Source organism: Arthrobacter sp. B055-34 (genome assembly GCF_059090425.1).
In genome coordinates, this window is sequence record NZ_JBNHFQ010000004.1 from 1 (window position 1) to 20,591 (window position 20,591).

A 20,591-nucleotide genomic window follows, 5' to 3' on the forward strand; every position below is an offset into this window, starting at 1 on the left:
CAAGTTCGGCGGCCCAGCCCCGGACCAGCACAGCACCCGGATCACCGGGAACCGGCTTCACCGGATCCATCTCCGCCGGAACGATTGACTCGAACATACATTCGACTCTACCGCGGTGTGGTGGAGGGCACAAGCGTTTAGTCCGGCGGTGGATAACCAGAAAGGTGGTGCTGGATCGGAGGGAAATACCGTGCTGTTGGCCCGGTGAGGTCTCGCGATGCATACCCCGTGGTCGGCCCGAACCTCGACCGCGCGAATCCCTGTACCGCATACATTGCCCGGGCTACCCTTGTGACATGAAAGCTCTTCCTGAGGCCTATGAACTGTATTTGGCCGGACTGAGTGCTGCCGAGGCAGACGCCATTCGTCCGGTATTTCTGGAGTCTGTGGCGGAAGGCGACCATGGGATTCTGATCCGTGGCGCGGGGTCGCACCATGTCCAGGCGCTGGTCGATCCTCGTGTCCCCTTTGGCGAGATCCATGAAGGGTACATGTGGGATTGATGGACGAGTAAATCGGTTGCCGTTCTCACCCCACCCGGAGTGAGGCTGTTCGGTTACGCGCTATCCGGTCTGTGACTGTTTCCTTCCCGCTCACCGCGATACGGTTGGGGTTGGACGCGCAATGACGCTGCGTCCGGGAACAGATCCAGGAGGAAATAGCCGGCATGAGCGAGACCGTGCAAACCGAGGACAAGGCCGAGCACGTTCAGGTGGCACCCGGAAACTATGTCATCCGAACGCGGAGCTACTCGCTCAACAGCGGCTTGGTGATCGGGAAGCAAAAAGCCATGGTGATCGACACCGGGGCGGGCCCGCGGCAAGCACGGCAGATCTACAAGACGGTCCGGTCCCTCACGAAGCTGCCGCTGGTGGTAGTCAATACCCATTCTCATTTCGACCATATCTTCGGCAACGCCTTCTTCGCGGACAACGGAGTCCATGACTTTTATGCGCACCGCAACTGCGCCCACGATATGGCTGAGACTGCCTCACTCCAGCGTGAGCAGGTAGCGGATACGGAGCCCGAGATGGCCGAGGGGGCCGGCGAGCACACACGCATCCGTGTCCCGACGAAGCCGGTGGATACCGAAGTCACCGTGAACCTCGGTGACATGCCGGTAAAGCTGTTCTACCTGGGCCGGGGCCATACCGACGGCGATTTGCTGGTGGGTACGCCGTCGACCCTCTTCGCCGGCGACCTCGTGGAGCAGGGTGCGAATCCGGCGTTCGAGGATTCCTACCCGCGCGACTGGGTGGAAACGCTTCGCAGGATCTCCGGTCTACGCCACGAATACGATGTGCTGGTGCCTGGCCACGGGCAAACGGTCAGCGACGCTTTCGTCAAGAGTATGTGGGAGACCATGTCGCTGGCTGTCCGGATGGGTGAGCAGGCCAGCAGGGACACGCCCGCGGACACCACGAAGGCGATACCGATCCTGCCGTACGGTCCGCTCCAGTCACGGGCGCTGCTCACGCGTCTGAAGCAAGCACCGCGTTAAGGGGTGCTGAGCTGAGGCCCGAAGAGAGTTTCAGCCTCCGCCGGATTGCCGTGCCGGCGTATGGCCCGTCCCTTCTCTACGGAGTAGGCCAGGGCGCCATTCTGCCGGTGGTGGCACTGAGCGCCAGGGACCTCGGGGCCACCGTGGCTCTTGCCGCGCTGATGGTTACGCTGCTCGGCGTCGGCTCGCTGGTGACCAACATCCCGGCGTCGATTCTCACGGCACGATTCGGCGAGAAGTGGGCGCTGGTAGCGGCGTCGCTGTGGTGCGCGGCCTCTATGTTCCTGGTGGTGGCGGCCCCAAACATCACGGTCTTCGCGCTGGCCGTCTTCCTGATCGGCATGGGCGGATCCGTTTTCCTGCTGGCCCGGCAGTCGTACCTGAGCGAGGCGGTGCCGGTAAATTTCCGCGCCCGTGCGCTGTCCACCCTCGGCGGCGTGCACCGGATCGGGATGTTCATCGGTCCGTTCGCTGGCGCCGTCGTTATTGGGTTGGCTGGAACCGCTGGCGCCTACTGGCTGGGCGCGGTTGCCTTCCTCGTGGCCGCAGGAATTTCGTTGACGGTCCCCGAACTGGAGGTGGCCCGCACTGACCGCGACGGCGAAGAACCGGCGCGGCCGAGCATGCGTTCGATTGCCCGCAGCCACCGCCGCATCTACCTGACCATCGGGATCGGCATCCTGCTGATCGGTGCCGTCCGCGCGTCGCGCAATGTGGTGATCCCGCTGTGGGGCGACAGCATCGGGCTGGATGCGGCGACGACGTCGGTTATTTTCGGCCTCTCCGGCGCGGTAGACATGCTGGTCTTCTACCCCGCCGGAAAGCTCATGGACCTCAAGGGACGGCTGGCCGTGGCCATCCCGTTCCTGACCATCATGAGCGGGGCGCTGTTCCTCATCCCGTTCACCGCCACCATGCTGGGCTTCCTGCTCGCGGCGCTGCTGATCGGGCTGGGCAACGGCCTGGGCTCGGGAATAGTCATGACCCTCGGCGCGGACTATGCGCCGCCAGTGGGCCGGGCGCAGTTCCTCGGTTTCTGGCGGCTGCTCAGCGACACCGGCATCATGGGCGGGCCCGCGCTGCTCAGCCTCGTGACGGCCGCAGTGTCCCTGTCCGCCGGCATCTGGATGACCGCCGGGCTGGGACTGTTGGGCGTGGCGGCCATGGCCTACTGGATTCCGCGCACCGGACCGCTCGAGCCGGAGCCGGTTATTTCCGGCGGGACTGGAAGCTGAAGAGCCAGATCAGCAGGGCGCTGAGCAACATGCCGGCGCCGACGATCAAGCCCATCCCGGCCCAGAAGAACAGCGGCAGCCGTCCGTCGCCCGGCGTCGGCGCGGCGCCAATCTGCTGGATAAACCAGTAGAGCGCCGCGGCCAGGCCCAGCCCCAGGAGCGCCAGCAGCCAGCACAACCGGGGCCACACGGGCGAGGACGACCAGTGGCTGCCGTAGCCGTGGAAGAAGTTCCAGCCGTCGCCCGAACGCAGCACCAGCGGACCTGCCACCAGGGCCCAGAACCCGGCCACCAGGAACGCCGCGACCACGTCGGCCGGACGGTGCCAGCCGTTGATCAGGGTGGCCGCGCCAGCAAGCACGGCGTAGACGCCGCCGGCTGCTGCGGCGAAGGGCCGCCAGCGGGGCGATACGACTAGGAAAATGGCCATCGCCGCTGCCGCCGCGATGGTGGTGTGGCCCGAGGGCAGCGAGTTGTGTTCCAGCGTGGGGACACCGCGGTCCGGTCGGTCCAGGATGAGGTTCTTCAGGATCCAGGTGCTTGCGGCCGAGGCGGCAACTACACCCACGGCGATGCCGGCCGCCCGCCAACGGCGCCGGGCGAGCGCCACTACCAAGAGAACGACGGCGGCCAGCGCCACCGAGATATCGGGCAGCAAATCCAGGAAGTCGAGGAAGACCCCGCGGCCCAACTGCCAGCCGGCTTCCGCTTCAGCCCAGGCGGACTCGTCCGCGAACTGGCCCAACGTGGTGCGGACAAAGGCGTAGTAGGTGAAGGCAAACGCGGCTACGCAGAGGACGGCGCCGAGCCAGAACAGGATGGGACTTCTGCCCGCCCGTCGGCCGGCGGCGGGCCGGGCCATGCGCTTCTGCTGGTTAGTCATCGCCTTCAAGGGTCGCATAATTTGCTGGACGGATGCCGACAGCCACGCCCTCCTGCCCCCAGCGTAGAGTGGAATGGTGACGATTGAGCCCCTTAGGATGCCGACTTTGGACGAACTGCTGGCCACGGCGCGGGTGGTGTCGTTGCCCATGAAAGTGAAGTTCCGCGGAGTGCTCCGGCGCGAGGTGATGCTCTTCAACGGTCCGGCGGGCTGGACGGAATTTTCTCCTTTTACTGAGTACGACGACGGCGAGGCGGCTTCGTGGCTGCGTGCGGCTGTGGAAGCGGGCTGGCAGGGTTTCCCCGAGCCGGTGCGCACCAGCGTGCCGGTCAATGCCACCGTTCCCGCGGTTGCCCCGGAGGATGTACCGGCGGTGCTGGCGCGCTATGACGGACCGAAGACGGTCAAAATCAAGGTCGCTGAGCGGGGCCAGAGCCTCGAGGATGATGTTGCCCGGGTGGCGGCGGTGTCGGCGGCCGCACCGGGCTCGGCCCTGCGGGTGGATGCCAACGGTGGCTGGGACGTTCCCGCCGCCGTCGAAGCGTTGACGCGGCTGGCCGAGTATGGGCTCGAATACGCCGAGCAGCCCGTTCCGGACATCGATGGCCTGCGCGAGGTGCGCCTTGAGCTCCGGCGGCGCGGCATAGGCACCCTGATTGCTGCGGACGAAAGTGTGCGGAAGGAAAGCGACCCGCTCCTAGTGGCACGGGAAGAGGCGGCAGACCTGATCGTGGTCAAGGCACAACCGCTGGGCGGGGTGCGCCGGGCCCTGGATATCGTCGCCCGGGCGGGCCTGCCCGCCGTCGTCAGTTCCGCCTTGGACTCGTCCGTGGGGATCAGCGCCGGGGTTGCGCTGGCAGCGGCGCTGCCCGAACTGCCCTACGCCTGCGGTCTGGCCACGGTTTCGCTGATGGACGGCGACGTGACGGACCGGCCCCTGGTGCCGGCAGGCGGCGAGCTGCCGGTCCGCACGGTTGAGGTAGACGAGGATTTGCTGGAACGGTACGCGGCACCGGCCGAGCGGCAGCAGTGGTGGACCGAGCGGCTTGAACGCACCTATAGGACACTGGCCGAGGTGGCAGCGGGGAGGTAACGGCATCGAGAGGGTGGCCGAATAGGAGATGACAGGGTAGGACAGGCCGGCTGGAAGCGGGCTGGAGGAGGCAGGGGAAGGGATGGACAGGGAAAGCCGGGCTTGAGGGCGGAGGGTTCGCCCCGCCGTCGTTGTTTGTTTGCTTGTTGTCTACTTAGCCTCGGCCTGTTGGTCGGATTGCGCTGAAATGGTGAAAGCCGTTCGCAACCGTTCGATGTGGAAGGCCTCTGAAGTGTCTCATCTGAAAAAACGCCTGCTGCCGATGCTGGGACATACCTCCGGCAAGCGCAGCGCCATGACCTGCGCGCTCAAGTGCGACAACGCCTGCGCCAAGGGCGTGTGCAATACCTCGGACAACAACTACTTCCGCGACATCGTCTCTGCCGAATTCTCCCGGCGGAACATGCTTGGCGTCAGCGGTGCCGGCGTGGTGGCGCTGATGTTCGGCGGGGGAGCGGCTGCGGCCAACGGCTCTGTCGGTCTGGCACCTGCGGCCAAGAAGGGTTTCGGCTCCGGCAACGCGAGCAAGCTGAAGTTCGCGGGCATCGACGGCGTGGCGAACACGGTGGATGACGTGGTTGTGCCCAAGGGCTACAGCTGGGAGCCGGTCATCCGCTGGGGCGATCCGCTTTTCCACGACTCCGCCGAGTTCGACCCCGAGAACCAGACGCCGGAGTCCCAGGCGGGCCAGTTCGGCTACAACTGCGACTACCTGGACATCATCGAGATTCAGGGCAGCAACGGCAAGCGCGGTGTGCTGTTCTCCAACCATGAATACACCAATGAGAACATCATGTTCCCGCCGGACATGGATATTAGTCAGGTCCGCAAGACCGCCATGGCCGCGCACGGTCTGTCCGTGGTCGAGGTGGAGCGCAAGGGCCAGGGCCAGCCGTGGAAGTACGTCCGCGGGGCGAAGCTGAACCGGCGCTTCCTGATGGACACCGAGTACGAGCTGACCGGACCCGCGGCGGGCTCAAGCCTGCTCAAGACCAAGGCAGACCCGAGCGGGCGCATTGTCCTGGGCACGCAGAACAACTGCGCTGGCGGCACCACTCCCTGGGGCACCATCCTCTCCGGGGAAGAGAACTTCAACCAGTACTTCAAGGTTTCGGCGCCGACGGATGAGCAGCGCCGCTACGGTCTCACGAGCACCAATCCGTCGCGCGGCTGGCACATCGAAGAACCCCGCTTCGACGCGGACACCCCGGAGGGCAGGAACGAGGACAACCGCTTCGGCTGGATTGTCGAAGTGGATCCGTTCGACCCGAACTCCACTCCGCGCAAGCACACCGCGCTGGGCCGCTTCAAGCACGAGGGCGCCAACGTCACCATCGCCAAATCCGGCCATGCCGTGTCCTACTCGGGCGACGACGAGCGCTTCGACTACCTGTACAAGTTCGTCTCCAAGGACACGTACCTCGAGGGCGACAAGAAGCACAACATGACGCTGCTGACCGAGGGTGACCTCTACGTGGCCAGCTTCTCCGGCAACTCCCCGGCGAACCAGATTGACGGCTCCGGCGTGCTGCCCAGTGATGGCGCTTTCGACGGCGTCGGCCACTGGATCCAGTTGACCCGCAACGGCAAGTCCTTGGTGCCGGACATGGAGATCGACCAGGTCCTGGTCTACACGCGGCTGGCGGCAGACAAGATGGGCGCCACCAAGATGGACCGTCCCGAGGACGTGGAGATCAACCCGGCCAACGGCAAGGTCTACGTGGCCTGCACCAACAACACCAACCGCACCGCTGCCCAGGCCGATGAGCCGAACCCGCGGGCCAACAACCGCCACGGCCACATCGTCGAGATGACCGAGACCGGGGACCAGACCTCCGCCACCTTCACCTGGAAGCTGCTGCTGGTTGCCGGAGACCCCGAGGTGGACGAGAGCGTATACTTCAGCGGCTACCCGGCCGACCAGGTCCAGCCGCTCTCCTGCCCGGACAACCTTGCGTTCGACTCGGCCGGCAACCTGTGGATCTCCACGGACGGCCAGCCCGGCACCATCCAGCGCAATGACGCCCTGTACCGCGTCACCATGGAAGGCCCGGAGATGGGCAAGGTGGAGCAGTTCATGGCGGTCCCGATCGACGCCGAAACCTGCGGCCCGGTCATCCATGACGAGGACGGCCTGGTCTTCGTGGCGGTCCAGCACCCGGGCGAGGACGGCTCCTGGGACAAGCAGCGCTCGCTGTTCCCGGACTACCTCCCGGCCGGCACGACGTCGGGCAAGGGCGGGCTGCCCCGCCCGGCCGTGATCCAGATGTTCAAGGGCAAGAACGGCTTCGTCGGCCGCTAGCAGCTAGCGCCCTGCACCCTGACGTTCAGCCGCAGCGGCAGCAGCGCGACCCACGGCCGCGTCCACCTTGGTGGGCGCGGCCGTCTGCCTAGGATGGACAGGTGACCGTTGAACTGAATGCCCTCGATGCCGCCCGCTCCGCTGTCAGTGCCCTGCTGGACGGTGGGGTGCGCGATGTGGTGATCGCGCCGGGTTCGCGCAGCGCCCCGCTGGCTTATGCGCTCGCAGAGTCCGAGGCCCGCGGGGAGCTGCGGCTGCACGTGCGGATCGACGAGCGGGCGGCGGCCTTCACCGCGCTGGGCCTCTCGCTTGGATCCTTGCGCCCGGTACCGGTGGTCACGACGTCGGGTACCGCCGTTGGCGAACTCCTGCCGGCCGTGATGGAAGCCAACCACGCCGGCGTCGAGCTGGTGGTGCTCACGGCGGACCGGCCGGAGGAGCTGCGCGGCACGGGCGCCAACCAGACCACCAGCCAGCCTGGCATTTTCGGCCGGCATGTCCGCTATGCGGTGGATGTGCCCGCGGGCAAGGACCCGGCAGAGGCCATCAACTCCGGGCTGCTGGCCGTCAAGGGCATCCCAGTCGCACTGGTGGAGACCGGGCAGGGCACGCATTCCCTAACCGCCACGCCCTCGCAGGCCCACCAGGGCCAGCACGGGGCGGACCACCATCAAGGCGCCGTTGGTCCGGTGCACGTTAACCTGGCGTTCCGCGATCCGCTGGTGCCGGCAATGAACGACGGCGGGGCTTCGGCTTTGCACCTCGGCTCACCTGCCGCCGGGGTACAGCAGGGCGAGGGGAAGCACGCGCCGGCCGCGCTGCCGGAGCCAGCCGCCCTGAGGGAGGAGCCCGCCGAGGCCGCGTCCACTTCAGCTGCGCCAGCAGCTGAACCGGCGGAGGAACGGCGCACGGTGGTGGTTGCCGGCCACGGTGCCGGTGCCCAGGCGGAGGCTTTCGCCCGCGCGCACCGGCTGCCGCTGTTGGCCGAGCCATCGTCGAATGCACGGTTCGGTCCCAATGCCGTACCGGCGTACCGCTTGCTGCTGGCGCATCTGGGTAGGGACATCGAGCGTGCCGTTGTCTTCGGCCGGCCGACGCTCTCCCGGCCGGTGGCCGCCCTGCTGGCCAGGCCGGCCGTCCAGACGGCACTGTTCATGCCGGAGCCGGTGGCCTGGTTCGAACCGGGCCGGCGCCGGGAACGGATCATCAGCGAGCCGGCGGAACTCTCCATCTTCTCCGGCACAGGCCCGGCCGGGTGGCTGGAGCGCTGGCGGGACGCCGCGGCCGCTGCCCTGCCGGTCATCGGAAAACTGCTGGACCAGGCACCGGGCCTCACCGGACTGCATGTGGGTCGGTCGGTCTGGGCCACTGCCCAGGGCCGGCTGGTGCTGGGTTCTTCCAACCCGATCCGCGACGTGGATCTGCTGGGCGCTCCAGCGGCGCAACCAGCAGCGTTCGTCCATGCCAACCGCGGTTTGGCCGGGATCGACGGCACCATCTCGACGGCTTCGGGCATCGCGCTGGGAGCGGACCGGCCGACCACGGTCCTGCTGGGGGACCTGACCTTCCTGCACGATGCCTCCGGCCTGTTCCTCGGCGACGGCGAAGCCGAACCGGCGCTGCGCATGGTTGTGGTCAATGATGCCGGCGGCGGCATCTTCTCGCTGCTCGAACATGGCGAGGTGGGCGGACGCGCTGACTATAGCGCCGCCGTCGAACGCCTCTTCGGCACCCCGCACCAGGTGGACCTGGCAGCCCTCGCCGCCGCCTATGGAGTGGGCTACCGGCTGGTGGAAGATGAAGCCACCCTGGAGGACGCGCTCCGGGAGCCGGTGGCGGGACGCAGCATCGTCGAGGTCCGCACGGACCGGGCAGCCCTGCGGCAGTTGCATGCTGCAATCACGGAGACCGTTGGAGCGGCGCTGCGTGCCCGGCTGCCCGAGCGGCCCCGGACGTTGCCTCTGGTAACTCCCGGCTGACATCGTGCGTGACCGCAGACCAGCCATAGCCGAAGCATAGGGTTCCCGGCTAGAAAGGAACCCATGACGCACAAAATGCCCCACCCTGACCACGACCGCGGACTCGAATTCGATCTAACGACGCTGAGCCGCCGGCGCACGCTCGGCTTGTTCTTCGGCGCCGGCACGATGGCCGCCTTGGCCGCCTGCACTCCCTCAAGCACCAACGGCTCAACAACGACGGCGGCCACATCGCCGCCCGCTGCCGGTTCGGCGTCCGGCTCGGCATCCGCATCAGGCGGAGCATCGGCTTCCGGCGCCGCCACGCCGTCGTCCACGGTGACCCGTGCCATCGCCGAGTGCGGGGCGGAAATGCCGGACGAAACCGCCGGCCCCTTCCCCGGGGACGGCTCGAACGGCCCGAATGTGCTGGAGGCATCCGGCGTGGTCAGGAGCGACATCACGTCCAGCTTCAACGGTTCGACAACGAGGGCGGAGGGCGTGCCGCTGAAGTTGACGCTGGCCCTGCTGGACAACGCCAATGGCTGCAAGGCGCTCGCCGGGGCCGCGGTCTATGTGTGGCACTGCGACCGGGAGGGCCGATACTCGATCTACGATTCCGGTCTGGAAGGCGAGAATTTCCTGCGCGGCGTGCAGGAAGCCGATGCCAATGGACAGGTGACGTTTACGACCGTCTTTCCCGGCGCCTACAACGGACGCTGGCCGCATATCCACTTCGAAGTTTTCGAGTCCATGCCCAATGCTACGAGCGCCGGGCAGATTCTGAAGGTTTCGCAGATCGCCCTCACGGAGGCAGCCTGCACGGACGCCTATGCTGCCCCCGGGTACGAAGTCAGCCGGCGGAACTTCCCCAACACACCGTTGGCCAGGGACAACGTCTTCGGCGACGACGGCGGGATCTACCAGCTGGCCACGATGTCCGGCTCCGCGGCCGACGGCTATACCGCCGCGCTGAACGTCACCATCTGAATCTGAGCTGCCGGTCCATGCCGGCAGCTCAGAAAACCCGGACTGTGCGAGGGGTCAGAGCACCTTCGAGAGGAAGGCCTTGGTGCGTTCGTGCTGCGGGTTGCCCAGCACGTCCTCGGGCTTGCCTTGCTCCACCACAACCCCGCCGTCCATAAAGACCACGCGGTCGCCCACTTCGCGGGCGAAGCCCATCTCGTGGGTCACCACCATCATGGTCATGCCCTCGTCAGCGAGCTGGCGCATGACTTCCAGCACGTCGCCCACGAGCTCCGGATCTAGTGCGCTGGTGGGCTCGTCGAAGAGCATCATGTCCGGGTTCATGGACAGGGCCCGGGCGATCGCCACGCGCTGCTGCTGGCCGCCGGACAGCTGGGCCGGGTACGCATTCTCCCGGTTGTCCAGCCCGACTTTGGCCAGATTGCGCCGGGCGGTTTCGACGGCCTCGGACTTGCCGCGCTTCTTGGCCCGCTGCTGGGCCAGGGTGAGGTTGCGCAGCACGCTCAGGTGCGGGAAGAGGTTGAACTGCTGGAACACCATGCCGATCCGGGTACGGATCTTGTCCAGGTCCGTTTCCTCGTCGGTGATGTCCACGCCTTCCACCAGAATGGTCCCCTTGGTGGGTTCCTCCAGCCGGTTTACGCAACGCAGCAGGGTGGACTTGCCCGAGCCGGAGGGGCCGATGACGCACACCACTTCGCCCTGGTCAACGTGGAAGTCGATGCCTTTGAGGACTTCGTTGTCCCCGAAGCTCTTGTACAGGCCCCGGACTTCGATTGCGGGACGGTCCTTTCGCAGGGAACTCTCCGTCGCCATGGCTTACCGGCCTCTCTTGTTGTGTCGTTCAAGCTTGGCAACCAGCTGGGTGAGCGGGAGCGTGATGATCAGGTACATCAGCGCCGCCACCATCAGCGGTGTCGCGTTCGCCTGCTGGGAGACAGCGTCGCGGGCGAAGGTGGTCAATTCCCGTTCGCTCAGCGCCATGCCGGCGATGAACAGCAGCGAGGTGTCCTTGATCAGGATGACCAGCTCGTTGGTCAGTGGCGGAGTGATGATGCGGAAGGCCTGCGGCAGGACAACCGACACCATGGTCCAGCTCGGGTTCATGCCCAGGGAGCGGGCGGCCTCGCGCTGGCCCGGGGGAACGGCCTCGATGCCGGCGCGGATGGTCTCGGCGATGTACGCGGCGGAGACCACAATCAAAGCGATCAGACCGGCACCGGCGCTGCCGCCCGGCGGCCGCCAGTCGAAGGCGATCGGCACGGCGAACGCGAAACCGAAGATCACCAGCAGTGCCGGCAAACCGCGGAAGATTTCGATGTACGCGGTGGCTACCCAGCGATAGGGCCCCACCGGGGAGAGCTTCATGAGCGCCAGCAGCAGGCCGAAGATCAGGCCGCCGACGAAGGCGATTGCGGTGTAGACAATCGTGTTCTTCGCGGCGATCAGGATGACTTCGGGGAAGGCTGCGGCGGCAACCTCGGGGTTGAAGAAGTTGGTTTGGATTGCTTCCCAGTCGGCGACGAATACGACGGCGGCGACGGCAAGGATGAAAATGGCGTAGAGCACGCCGCGGAAAAGGCGCCTACGGGTAGACGGTTTCACATTCAGGCCTTCCAGAGGTCTTCAGGACTGCTTCGCCCCGGACAGCTCATCCGGGGCGAAGCAGTAAAGGGCATTACTGGGCGAAGTACTTGTCGTAAATCTCCTGGTACTTGCCGCTCTCCCGCAGTTCGGCCAGCTCGGCGTTCACTGCCTCCAGAAGGGCCTCGCTGCCCTCTTCCTTTACCGCGAAACCGTAGGACTCATCCGTCGGGTATTCCTCGACGATCTCGTACTTGCCGCCCTCCAGGTGACCGAGGTTGACCGGCAGGTCCTGCAGCACGGCATCGACGCCGCCCGACTGCAGCGCCGGGAACAGCTCGGCGTCCGACGGGTAGGCACGGACCTCGGTGTCGGCCGGCACGTTCTCGCGGGTGTACGCCTCGCCGGTGGTGCCCTGCTGCACACCGACGGACTTGCCGGCCAGATCCTCAATGGACTTGATGTCCGAATCGGCCGGAACCAGCAGCGACTGCAGCGAGTCGTAGTACGGCTCGGAGAAGTCGATGTTCTCTTCGCGCTCTTCGGTGATGGTCATCGCGCTGGCGCCGATGTCGCACTGCCCCGACGCGAGCACCACGCCGCTCTGTAGAGCGTCGAAGCCGACATCCTGAATCTGCGTCTCCAGGCCCATCCCCGTGGCGATCTCGCGGATCAGATCCATGTCGTAGCCGGTGTATTCGCCGTTTTCCTCGAACTCAAACGGCGGGTACGGAATGTCGGAGCAGACGGTGAGTGTGCCCGGGGTGACCAGGCCGAGCTCATTGCCTTCAGCAGCCTCGGAGCCGCCGTCCGAAGACGAGCCCCCACCGCACGCGGTGAGGGCCAGGGTGCCGGTGGCAAGGACGGAGAATACCTTGACCGCGGTGGATGCGTTTTTCCGCATTGGCTTTCCTACCTGTTCTTTGATGAAAAATCCGGCTTAAGTCTAGCCGTAACATTCGGTAACGGGTGATATGCATCACAGGCTACATTGATTGCCTATTAGTCAACAAGCCGGACTCGCCCAACTGTCCAAATTGTTATGCGCCGCGACCAGCAAGAGTGCTTCGGCCACGGCTAGCGGCGCAGGCCCAGGGCTTCCATCATGGGCCTGAACTTGGCCCAGGTTTCCGCTAGTTCCGCTTCCGGTGTCGAAGCGTCGACAATCCCGCAGCCGGCATAGAGGCGCACGCGGGTGGGGCTTTCCACCACGGCGCCGCGCAGGGCAATACCCCATTCGCCGTTTCCGGCCCCGTCGGTCCAGCCCACCGGACCGGCGTAAGGGCCGCGGTCCATCTGCTCGAGTTCGCGGATCAGTGCGCCGGCCACCTCGGTGGGCGTACCGCAGACCGCCGCGGTGGGGTGGACGGCTTCGGCCAGTTCCAACGACGACGGCGCGTGGCCGCCATTGGTGGACAGCTCCGCCGACACATCGGAGGCCAGGTGCCACACGTTGGGCAGTTCGAGCACAAAGGGTTCGCTGTGCGAGGTCATCTCGGAGGTGTACGGCTCCAGTTTGCGCGTCAAGGAGTCGATGGCGATCTCGTGCTCGTGCTGCTGCTTCTCCGAGCCGGCGAGCACCCGTTCAGCGTAGGCGGCGTCGGACTCGCCGTCGATCTTGTGGGTATTGGCGCGGTCCAGCGTCCCGGCCAGGACCCGGGCGCGGGCTACGTTGTTCTCGACCTTGATCAGCATCTCCGGCGTGGAGCCGATGAGGCCGTCCACGCCGTAGGTCCAGCAGTCCTGGTAGCGGATCGCCAGTTCGCGCAGCACCTGGGCGGTGGCGATGGGGGAGGAGAGCTCGGCGATCACGTCGCGGGCGAGCACCAGCTTGCTCAATCCGCCGCCGGAGATCTTCTCCACGCCCGCTGCGACCGCGGCCTTGAAGGCACTTTCGGAAACCTGCCCCGGGTGCAGGCGGTCGGCGGTTTCAGCGCCGCGCTCGGCGGAAATCTCATCCAGCCAGCCGGCCAGCGCGGCCTCGGCTGTCTCGGCGCTCAGGTCAGCGCCGTCGTCGTCGGTTATATAGGTCAGCCAGCAGCCCTGTTCGCCGAGGCCCACAACAACCTGCGGAACAATCAGCCGCGAGGCGTGGCCGGAGGTCTTGGAGAAGGCGAACGAGCCGAAGGCCACCAGTCCGGTGCCGGGCAGGCCGACGGGGTTGTCCACCTCCGCGTCCTGCTGCAGCTCCCGCCACCAGCGGGCCGCGGTCTGGAACCGGCCGGGACCGGCATCGGTGAACCGGGCGACCTCGCCGAAACCGACCAGGCCGCCGCCGCGGCGGACCCAGCAGAGCACGTCGTCACGGACCAGATAGTCCAGTATTCCGGTCGGTGAAGAGTGCTCACCGAGGTCAACGGTGACGGCGCGCAGGGAGGTCATAATGACTTCAAGGTTACCCCGCCTCCGGCGCGCCAAAGCACCGGTGCAAGCTGGCCCACACCCGCCGTTGCGCGGCGACGGCGGCCGCTCCAGCGCCGGGTCTTGGGAGACGGCAAACCGTCGCGGCAAACTTTGAGACAATGAACGGGTGAACCGTGCATCCCTGGACAAGCGCCCTGATGAAGTAGCAGCCATGTTTGATGACGTCGCCCCAAAGTACGACGTCGTCAATGACGTTCTGTCCATGGGGCAGACCCGTCGGTGGCGTCGGATTGTGGTGGACGCCGTCGGTGCCAAGCGGGGCCAGCGCGTCCTGGATCTGGCCGCCGGAACCGGCACCTCCAGCGAGCCTTATGCCGATGCGGGCATCCACGTGGTGGCCTGTGACTTCTCGCTGGGCATGCTGCAGGTGGGCAAGCGCCGCCGCCCGGACATCGACTTCGTCGCCGGGGACGCCACCAGCCTGCCGTTCGCGGACAACTCCTTCGACGCCGTGACCATCTCCTTTGGCCTGCGCAATGTGAATGAACCGCGCAAGGCGCTGCAGGAGATGCTGCGCGTGACCAAGCCCGGCGGCCGGCTGGTCATCGCCGAGTTCTCCTCGCCGACCTTTCCGGTCTGGCGCACCATGTACACCAAATACCTGATGCGGATGCTGCCGGCCATCGCCAGCAAGATCTCGTCCAACCCGGACTCCTATATCTACCTGGCCGAATCCATCCGCGCCTGGCCCAATCAGAACGAGCTGGCCCAGTGGATCGCCGAGGAGGGCTGGCAGGACGTGGCCTACCGCAACCTCACCGGCGGCATCGTGGCCGTGCACCGCGCCCGGAAGCCGGGCCGGACCGACGCGGCCAACGCTGACGCCCAAACCGCGCTCCGCCGCCGGGGCACGAGGGCTGCGCTGTAACCGTGGCCGTTCTGATTGTCGGGGCCGGACCTGCCGGCTCAACCGCTGCCTACTATCTGGCCAAAGCGGGTATTGAAGTTACCGTGTTGGAAAAGACGTCGTTTCCGCGCGAGAAGGTGTGCGGCGACGGCCTGACCCCGCGCGCCGTCCGCGAGGTCCAGTTGCTGGGCCTGCCTCATGAGGAATCTGCCGGCTGGCGGCGCAACAAGGGCCTGCGCCTGATCGCCGGCGGGCGGCGGCTGGAACTTGCCTGGCCGGAGCTCTCGGACTTCCCGGACTACGGTTTGATCCGCACCCGGCTGGGCTTCGACGAGGAACTGGCCCGCCATGCCGAGGCGGCCGGGGCCAAGGTGCTGGAACGCCATTCCGTTTCCACTGCGCTGAGGAACGACGCCGGCCGGGTCACCGGGGTGCGCGCCAACATCCTGGACGAACGCGGCCGGAAGACGGGGCAGACGCAGGACTTCAACGCCGACGTCGTCCTCGCAGCCGACGGCAATTCAACCCGCACGGCCCTGAGCCTCGGCATTGAAAAACGCGACGACCGGCCGCTCGGCGTGGCCGTGCGGACCTACTTCACCAGCCCCCGGCACGACGATGACTGGATGGAGGGCTGGCTGGAACTGCCCGATGCCCAGGGCAACCCGCTGCCTGGCTACGGCTGGGTCTTCGGCGTCGGCGACGGCACCTCGAACGTGGGCCTGGGCATCCTGAACTCGTCGCGCTCCTTCGGCAAGCTGGATTACAAGCAGGTGCTGCGGGACTGGACCGCCGCCATGCCTGCCGAGTGGGGCTACACCGCGGAGAACCAAGTTGGCGAGATCCGCGGCGCGGCTCTGCCGATGGGCTTCAACCGGACTCCGCACTACTCACCCGGACTGCTGCTGCTCGGCGACGCCGGCGGCATGGTCAGCCCGTTCAACGGCGAGGGCATTTCCTACGCGATGGAATCGGCCCGCTACGCCGCGGAATTGATTGCCGACACCTTTGGCCGGCTGGGCGGTTCACATGGCCAGAGCCTCAGCCAGGCCGGCTTCGATTCCTCGCTCGCCCGCTACGCCGGGATCATCCAGGGCCACTGGGGAAGCCACTTCACGCTGGGCCGCGTTTTTGCCGGCCTGATCGGAAAACCTGCCATCATGAAGCTGGCACTGCGTACCGGAATGCCGGTGCCGGTGCTGATGCGCTTCGTGGTGCGGATGCTCGCCAACCTGACGGACCAGGACGGCAAGGGTTTTGAGGATAGAGTTATTCATCTGCTGGAGAGACTCACGCCGCCGGCATCCAACCAAGGCCTTTCCACGCACAGCCGCACCCCATCTGCCCCGACGATTAGTTAGTGTTATACAGTGACTGACGCAAAACCGAGCTGGACTCCTGCAGGTGCCGGCGTGCCGGACTCCCTGGAGCTGGACACGGCCACCGCCGCCCTCGCCACCAGCCTGAACCTGCCGGCGGGCTTCGCCCCGGTGGCCCAGGATCCCGCTCTCGGGCCCGCCGTATCCACGGCCCTGGCCCGAGTGGAGAAGCGGCTGCGTGCCGCCATCGCGCACTCGGATCCGCTGGCGGACACCACCAGCCGGCATCTCGTCGAGGCCGGCGGCAAACGCATCCGCCCGTTGCTGACCATCCTGGCGTCCCAGCTGGGGGAGGGCCCCGTGCCCGAGGTGCTGCAGGCCGCCGTCGTTGTTGAGCTGACTCACCTCGCTACCCTGTATCACGACGACGTGATGGACTCCGCCCCCTACCGCCGCGGCGCGCCCACGGCCCATGAGGTCTGGGGCAACCAAGTGGCGATTCTCGCCGGCGACCTGATCTTTGCCCGCGCATCGATCCTGGTCTCGGAGCTCGGCCCGGAAGCCGTCAAGATCCAGGCCCGCACCTTCGAACGGCTGGTGCTGGGCCAACTGCACGAAACCGTGGGACCGCGCGAAGAGGAAGATCCTGTGGAGCACTACCTTTCGGTCATCGCGGACAAGACCGGTTCGCTGATCGCGACCTCGGGCCAGCTGGGTGCTATGTTCGCCAACGCCGGTTCCGATGTGGTGGACATGATGCTGGAGTACGGCGAAAAGGTCGGCGTGGCCTTCCAGCTCGCGGACGACGTCATCGATGTCACCGGGCTGAAAGTCAAGTCCGGCAAGTCGCCCGGCACCGACCTGCGCGAGGGTGTGCCCACGCTGCCGGTCCTGCTGCTGCGCCAGGCCGCTGCGGCCGGCGACAACTCGGCGGCCTCCGTACTCAAGCTGGTGGACGCGGACCTGACGTCGGACGAGGCCCTGACCCGCGCCGTCGAAGCACTGCGCGAACACCCGGTGACCGCCGATGCCTGGACCGTGGCCCGCAAATGGGCCGATGACGCCAAAGCGGCCCTGGAACGGCTGCCGGAAAGCACCGTCAAGCTGGCCCTGACCGCGTTTGCCGAGGCGGTTGTCGACCGCGACGTCTGATCCCGGTACCGCCTTGGCCAATGCGGGACTTCCCCTAGTGGCCGGAGCGGAACTGCAGTAGGTTCGCAGATAAAGGCAACCTCTGTGGAAAAGACGGCTTCCGTGGCTGAAAAACCTGGCAACCAGACTCCGGACACCCCGGACGTCAGCGAGACCGAACTCCGCAACATGAAGGTGGACGAACTGCGCGACGCGGCCAAAAAGGCCCGTGTCAGCGGCGTCCACGACATGAAAAAGGAAGACCTGGTCGATGCTTTGGCAGCGGCGAACAACGACGGCGGCAAACCGGCTTCCAGCGGCGACGGTGACGGCGGCCGCAGCGAAAGCGGGGATGTGGGTGCCGGTCCTGACGATGGCAAGGTCCGCACCGGCCCGGACAGCTCGGACTCGCTGAAGTATTCGCAGGAAGTGACGTCCCCGGAAGACGAACCGGAGCGCGAGGGCCGCAGCCTGGTCACCACACACCACGAGGTGATCAAGCAGTGGGCAGAGGAGCGAAACGCCACGCCTGCCACCGCAGCGGTACCGAACACGATGACCATCTGGGCGTCCTGCGTTTCGACTTCGGCGGGGACAGCCAGGACCTGCAGCACGTGAGCTGGGATGAATGGTTCAAGACCTTCGATGAGCGCCGGCTGAACTTCATCTACCAGGAACAGCGCACCGACGGCAGCGACTCCAACTTCTTCCGGCTGGAGAATCCGAACCGCGAAGACGCCTAAAGCGCTCCGGCGCCGGCCTGTTAGAGCTGCGCCATGACCGCCCGGAGCTCGGCGGCCTTGCGTGCCCGGATGGCGGGATCCACGATGGGCCGCTGCGGCGTGAAGTACAGTCCGTCGTCGTGCCAGCGGGGCAGCACGTGCTGGTGGTAGTGCCAGACGTGCTGGCTCCCGGCGGGCTCGTTGTGCTGGCGGGTGGTAATACCGTCCGGCTGCCAGGCCTTCTTCATGGCGACAGCGATGTCACGGCTCAGCGACGCGATCTCTGCCAGGACATCGTCGGGCATGTCGTAGAGCAGTTCGAAGTGTTCCTTCGGCCCCACCAGCACGTGCCCGGGTTCGGGCTCAAAGCCGTGCGACGCGATCCAAGCCATGGCCAAGTCCGTGGAGGCCACCAGATCCTCCGGGCGGCAGAGGTTCTTCTGGAACCGGAACTCGCCGGAGGCAAAGTCGCAGAACGGGCACTGGTAATTTTCGGGAGCGTGGCTCGGCCAGATCATGGGGTCAGTCTTGCAGTTCGTCGTCGTTCTCATCGTCATTGAAGACCCAGTCGAACATGTCGAAGACGAACTCGCTGAAGGTGGATTCCTCGCTCTGCCAGCGCTGCTTGCCGGTGTTGGTGCGGATCCAGACGATGGGATCGGGTACGGCAAGGTGCTCGGTCCGGAAGCCCCAGTTGGCTTCTTCATCCATTTCGTCGAGAAAGAGCAGGTAGCCGTCCTCGATTTCCAGCTCGTCCGGATCCCAGAAGAAATCGTGGGCCTCCATCAGGTCCTCGCAGCCGCCCAGCGCATGGTAGAACTCCACGAGCGCCTGCGGAATCTGGAATTTGTGTTCGCCGAGGAGGCCTTCGAGTTCGTCGTAGGAGATGCCGTCTTCTTCGCTCCACTTCCGGCCCAGGTACTTGGGGACGAGGGCACGGAACTTGTCCACGAACATTTCGGGCATGGGGGCTCCTTGACTGGTGGGGTGGGTCGCTCACCATCCTACCTGCGGGTGCCCGTTGGCCAGCCCTGTTACCCCTCCGGCCTCAGCTCCGGCGGCGCTGCGCCAGCCCGGGGTAGTCAATCACGATGCCGTCCGCGTCAACCGTGACTTCGGCACTGAAGTTGCCCGAATCGAAACCGATCAGCGCGGTGCCGGTAACGTCGTCGTACGCCTTGATTCCGGTGTAGCGCTGCAGGGCCGGAACCACCTCCAGGCTGGGCATCCGGACAAACGCGACGGCGAGGTCGGCGGTGACCTGCTCGTCATGGACCAGGCCCAGGCGAAGGATCGGCATGGTGTTGGTGACCGGGCACAGCCCCAGGTCGCAGTCCACGGCCCCGACCAGCGCGGACGGATCCGCCAGCCCCGGCTCGGGCAGGTCAACGGTGCCCCAGGCGCGCGTTTCTGCGCTCCACTCGCCGTTGGTCGCGCGCAGCAGTTCCAGGTGGCGGCTCCAGCCGTGGCCGTGCACTGTGACCATCAGGCGCTCGGTGAACCAGTTCTGCGTGGTGGTCAGCGACCAGCTGGCGGCGTATTCGGAGGTGCGGGAGGCGCCGTGGGCGGTCAGCCGCTCGGGCTCGAGGTTGATCGTGGCCGAATCAGCCCGGCTCGGGTCGTCCTCACCCAGCCAACTGTGCGTCCGGCTTTCATGCGTTTCATGTGCCATGGCCCAAGCCTTGTGCCTGTGCCCGGATATGGCAAGACCCCCGGCGGGCAGCAGGGGCGGCAGGCACATGACCGTTCATTGCGCCCGGTGCCGTTCTTCAGCGCCCGCGCCGGGGAAACTGCCGCTATTGTATTGCCTCATGCCACCTGTCCTGATTGCCTGCGCGCACGGAACGTCCAACCCGGCAGGCCGCCGCGCCATCGATGCCCTCCGCCACGACGTGGCCCGCTTGCGGCCGGGGACCGAGGTGCTCGAGGCCTACGTGGACGTACAGGAGCCGGCGCTGCCCGACGTCGTTGCCGCGTTGCCGGCAGGGCGCCGCGCCGTCGTTGTTCCGCTGTTGCTCTCCGCGGGATACCACACGAGCGTGGACATCCGGCAGGCGGTGGAAAGCCGTCCGGCCACCTGTGCGGCCGAACCCCTGGGTCCTGATGAGCGGCTGGCCGCGCTGCTGCAGGAACGTCTGGCGGAGTCGGGGGCAACTGACGACGACGCCGTGGTGCTGGCCGCGGCCGGATCCAGCCTGACGGCGGCAGCGGGAGCCGTGGCGGAACTGGCCGGCATGCTGCGGAAGCTGCGTTTCGGTCCGGTGACCGCGGGCTTCGGTGCCTCGGCGAGGCCGTCCGTGGCCGAGGCCGTGGCTGCTGCCCGGCAGGAATCGGCCCGAGCGGGATCCGCCGGGGTGGGGCCTGCTCGGGTGGTGGTGGCGTCCTACCTGCTGGCGCCGGGGTTCTTCCACGACAAACTTGCCGGCGCCGGTGCGGACATCGTCACCGGGCCGCTGCTGCCGCACCCGGTCCTGGCCCAGCTGGTGCTGGACCGTTACGACGCTGCCGTGGCCGCGAACTTCACCCGCGGATAGCACCTGCGGATAGGCCGGCACCACGGCCGCGGTCAGGCGGCCCCCGCGCGGCTGGGTAGGGCGCTTTCGAC

The 20,591-nt window shown here is 66.6% G+C and carries 21 protein-coding genes; 13 read left to right on the forward strand and 8 right to left on the reverse strand.

Annotation, left to right across the window (positions count from 1 at the left end; genetic code table 11):
- Window positions 1-296: 296 nt before the first annotated feature.
- From AC5RWO_RS08465 to AC5RWO_RS08475, 3 genes are all read left to right on the forward strand, one after another.
- The gene (locus tag AC5RWO_RS08465) at window positions 297-503 is read left to right on the forward strand and encodes a hypothetical protein (RefSeq protein WP_074703282.1); all 207 of its coding nucleotides are present in this window, start codon (window positions 297-299) and stop codon (window positions 501-503) included.
- A gap of 164 nt (window positions 504-667) precedes the next feature.
- Window positions 668-1,501, forward strand: a complete 834-nt coding sequence (locus AC5RWO_RS08470) for an MBL fold metallo-hydrolase (protein WP_498730932.1) — start codon at window positions 668-670, stop codon at window positions 1,499-1,501.
- Window positions 1,502-1,551: 50 nt separating this feature from the next.
- Window positions 1,552-2,736, forward strand: a complete 1,185-nt coding sequence (locus AC5RWO_RS08475; RefSeq protein WP_498730933.1) for an MFS transporter — start codon at window positions 1,552-1,554, stop codon at window positions 2,734-2,736.
- Here the strand turns inward: AC5RWO_RS08475 and AC5RWO_RS08480 are convergent.
- Window positions 2,711-3,619 carry a phosphatase PAP2 family protein gene (locus tag AC5RWO_RS08480; protein WP_498730935.1) on the reverse strand — a complete coding sequence of 303 codons (909 nt, stop codon included), beginning with the start codon at window positions 3,617-3,619 and terminating at the stop codon, window positions 2,711-2,713. The genes AC5RWO_RS08475 and AC5RWO_RS08480 overlap by 26 nt on opposite strands.
- Window positions 3,620-3,716: 97 nt before the next feature.
- Here AC5RWO_RS08480 and AC5RWO_RS08485 point away from each other — a divergent pair, with 97 nt between their 5' ends.
- From AC5RWO_RS08485 to AC5RWO_RS08500, 4 genes are all read left to right on the forward strand, one after another.
- The gene (locus AC5RWO_RS08485; RefSeq protein WP_498730937.1) at window positions 3,717-4,712 is read left to right on the forward strand and encodes an o-succinylbenzoate synthase; all 996 of its coding nucleotides are present in this window, start codon (window positions 3,717-3,719) and stop codon (window positions 4,710-4,712) included.
- 214 nt (window positions 4,713-4,926) lie between these two features.
- Window positions 4,927-7,014 carry a PhoX family protein gene (locus AC5RWO_RS08490; RefSeq protein ID WP_498731378.1) on the forward strand — a complete coding sequence of 696 codons (2,088 nt, stop codon included), beginning with the start codon at window positions 4,927-4,929 and terminating at the stop codon, window positions 7,012-7,014.
- 101 nt (window positions 7,015-7,115) lie between these two features.
- The gene (gene menD / locus AC5RWO_RS08495) at window positions 7,116-8,993 is read left to right on the forward strand and encodes a 2-succinyl-5-enolpyruvyl-6-hydroxy-3-cyclohexene-1-carboxylate synthase (protein ID WP_498730939.1); all 1,878 of its coding nucleotides are present in this window, start codon (window positions 7,116-7,118) and stop codon (window positions 8,991-8,993) included.
- A gap of 63 nt (window positions 8,994-9,056) precedes the next feature.
- Window positions 9,057-9,962, forward strand: coding sequence for an intradiol ring-cleavage dioxygenase (locus AC5RWO_RS08500; RefSeq protein ID WP_498730940.1), 906 nt, complete (start codon window positions 9,057-9,059; stop codon window positions 9,960-9,962).
- Between the two features lie 54 nt (window positions 9,963-10,016).
- Here AC5RWO_RS08500 and AC5RWO_RS08505 read toward each other — a convergent pair whose 3' ends face one another.
- From AC5RWO_RS08505 to AC5RWO_RS08520, 4 genes are all read right to left on the reverse strand, one after another.
- On the reverse strand, window positions 10,017-10,775 hold the full coding sequence (locus tag AC5RWO_RS08505; RefSeq protein WP_139007217.1) for an amino acid ABC transporter ATP-binding protein: 759 nt from the start codon (window positions 10,773-10,775) through the stop codon (window positions 10,017-10,019).
- Between the two features lie 3 nt (window positions 10,776-10,778).
- Window positions 10,779-11,564: an amino acid ABC transporter permease gene (locus AC5RWO_RS08510; RefSeq protein ID WP_170837956.1), complete on the reverse strand. Its 786-nt coding sequence runs from the start codon at window positions 11,562-11,564 to the stop codon at window positions 10,779-10,781.
- Between the two features lie 73 nt (window positions 11,565-11,637).
- Window positions 11,638-12,447: a basic amino acid ABC transporter substrate-binding protein gene (locus AC5RWO_RS08515; protein ID WP_498730943.1), complete on the reverse strand. Its 810-nt coding sequence runs from the start codon at window positions 12,445-12,447 to the stop codon at window positions 11,638-11,640.
- 173 nt (window positions 12,448-12,620) lie between these two features.
- On the reverse strand, window positions 12,621-13,925 hold the full coding sequence (locus AC5RWO_RS08520; RefSeq protein WP_498730944.1) for an isochorismate synthase: 1,305 nt from the start codon (window positions 13,923-13,925) through the stop codon (window positions 12,621-12,623).
- Window positions 13,926-14,073: 148 nt separating this feature from the next.
- Here AC5RWO_RS08520 and AC5RWO_RS08525 point away from each other — a divergent pair, with 148 nt between their 5' ends.
- The 5 genes from AC5RWO_RS08525 (at window position 14,074) to AC5RWO_RS08545 (ending at window position 18,007) form a co-directional block, all read left to right on the forward strand.
- Window positions 14,074-14,835: a demethylmenaquinone methyltransferase gene (locus AC5RWO_RS08525; protein ID WP_498730946.1), complete on the forward strand. Its 762-nt coding sequence runs from the start codon at window positions 14,074-14,076 to the stop codon at window positions 14,833-14,835.
- 2 nt (window positions 14,836-14,837) lie between these two features.
- Window positions 14,838-16,175: a geranylgeranyl reductase family protein gene (locus tag AC5RWO_RS08530; RefSeq protein WP_498730947.1), complete on the forward strand. Its 1,338-nt coding sequence runs from the start codon at window positions 14,838-14,840 to the stop codon at window positions 16,173-16,175.
- 9 nt (window positions 16,176-16,184) lie between these two features.
- The gene (locus tag AC5RWO_RS08535) at window positions 16,185-17,285 is read left to right on the forward strand and encodes a polyprenyl synthetase family protein (RefSeq protein ID WP_498730949.1); all 1,101 of its coding nucleotides are present in this window, start codon (window positions 16,185-16,187) and stop codon (window positions 17,283-17,285) included.
- 102 nt (window positions 17,286-17,387) lie between these two features.
- Complete coding sequence (locus tag AC5RWO_RS08540) at window positions 17,388-17,882, forward strand: Rho termination factor N-terminal domain-containing protein (protein ID WP_498730951.1); 495 nt, start codon at window positions 17,388-17,390, stop codon at window positions 17,880-17,882.
- Window positions 17,879-18,007 carry a hypothetical protein gene (locus AC5RWO_RS08545; RefSeq protein WP_498730952.1) on the forward strand — a complete coding sequence of 43 codons (129 nt, stop codon included), beginning with the start codon at window positions 17,879-17,881 and terminating at the stop codon, window positions 18,005-18,007. The genes AC5RWO_RS08540 and AC5RWO_RS08545 overlap by 4 nt, the downstream gene beginning before the upstream one ends.
- Window positions 18,008-18,027: 20 nt before the next feature.
- Here the strand turns inward: AC5RWO_RS08545 and AC5RWO_RS08550 are convergent, their stop codons facing one another.
- From AC5RWO_RS08550 to AC5RWO_RS08560, 3 genes are all read right to left on the reverse strand, one after another.
- Complete coding sequence (locus AC5RWO_RS08550; protein WP_498730954.1) at window positions 18,028-18,504, reverse strand: HIT family protein; 477 nt, start codon at window positions 18,502-18,504, stop codon at window positions 18,028-18,030.
- Between the two features lie 4 nt (window positions 18,505-18,508).
- Window positions 18,509-18,952, reverse strand: a complete 444-nt coding sequence (locus tag AC5RWO_RS08555) for a hypothetical protein (protein WP_498730955.1) — start codon at window positions 18,950-18,952, stop codon at window positions 18,509-18,511.
- An 82-nt stretch (window positions 18,953-19,034) separates the two neighbouring features.
- The gene (locus AC5RWO_RS08560) at window positions 19,035-19,658 is read right to left on the reverse strand and encodes a putative glycolipid-binding domain-containing protein (RefSeq protein ID WP_498730956.1); all 624 of its coding nucleotides are present in this window, start codon (window positions 19,656-19,658) and stop codon (window positions 19,035-19,037) included.
- A gap of 139 nt (window positions 19,659-19,797) precedes the next feature.
- Here AC5RWO_RS08560 and AC5RWO_RS08565 point away from each other — a divergent pair, with 139 nt between their 5' ends.
- Entirely contained in the window at window positions 19,798-20,520 is a 723-nt protein-coding gene (locus tag AC5RWO_RS08565; protein WP_498730957.1) for a sirohydrochlorin chelatase, read from the forward strand.
- The last annotated feature ends 71 nt before the right edge of the window (window positions 20,521-20,591 follow it).

Excerpts from the sequence above, each read along its gene's own strand:
- AC5RWO_RS08465 (WP_074703282.1), top strand. The coding sequence starts at position 297 with ATGAAAGCTCTTCCTGAGGCCTATGAACTGTATTTGGCCGGACTGAGT.
- AC5RWO_RS08470 (WP_498730932.1), top strand. The coding sequence starts at position 668 with ATGAGCGAGACCGTGCAAACCGAGGACAAGGCCGAGCACGTTCAGGTG.
- AC5RWO_RS08480 (WP_498730935.1), bottom strand. The coding sequence starts at position 3,619 with ATGACTAACCAGCAGAAGCGCATGGCCCGGCCCGCCGCCGGCCGACGG.
- AC5RWO_RS08485 (WP_498730937.1), top strand. The coding sequence starts at position 3,717 with ATGCCGACTTTGGACGAACTGCTGGCCACGGCGCGGGTGGTGTCGTTG.
- AC5RWO_RS08490 (WP_498731378.1), top strand. The coding sequence starts at position 4,927 with ATGTGGAAGGCCTCTGAAGTGTCTCATCTGAAAAAACGCCTGCTGCCG.
- AC5RWO_RS08500 (WP_498730940.1), top strand. The coding sequence starts at position 9,057 with ATGACGCACAAAATGCCCCACCCTGACCACGACCGCGGACTCGAATTC.
- AC5RWO_RS08505 (WP_139007217.1), bottom strand. The coding sequence starts at position 10,775 with ATGGCGACGGAGAGTTCCCTGCGAAAGGACCGTCCCGCAATCGAAGTC.
- AC5RWO_RS08515 (WP_498730943.1), bottom strand. The coding sequence starts at position 12,447 with ATGCGGAAAAACGCATCCACCGCGGTCAAGGTATTCTCCGTCCTTGCC.
- AC5RWO_RS08520 (WP_498730944.1), bottom strand. The coding sequence starts at position 13,925 with ATGACCTCCCTGCGCGCCGTCACCGTTGACCTCGGTGAGCACTCTTCA.
- AC5RWO_RS08550 (WP_498730954.1), bottom strand. The coding sequence starts at position 18,504 with ATGATCTGGCCGAGCCACGCTCCCGAAAATTACCAGTGCCCGTTCTGC.
- AC5RWO_RS08555 (WP_498730955.1), bottom strand. The coding sequence starts at position 18,952 with ATGCCCGAAATGTTCGTGGACAAGTTCCGTGCCCTCGTCCCCAAGTAC.
- AC5RWO_RS08560 (WP_498730956.1), bottom strand. The coding sequence starts at position 19,658 with ATGGCACATGAAACGCATGAAAGCCGGACGCACAGTTGGCTGGGTGAG.
- AC5RWO_RS08565 (WP_498730957.1), top strand. The coding sequence starts at position 19,798 with ATGCCACCTGTCCTGATTGCCTGCGCGCACGGAACGTCCAACCCGGCA.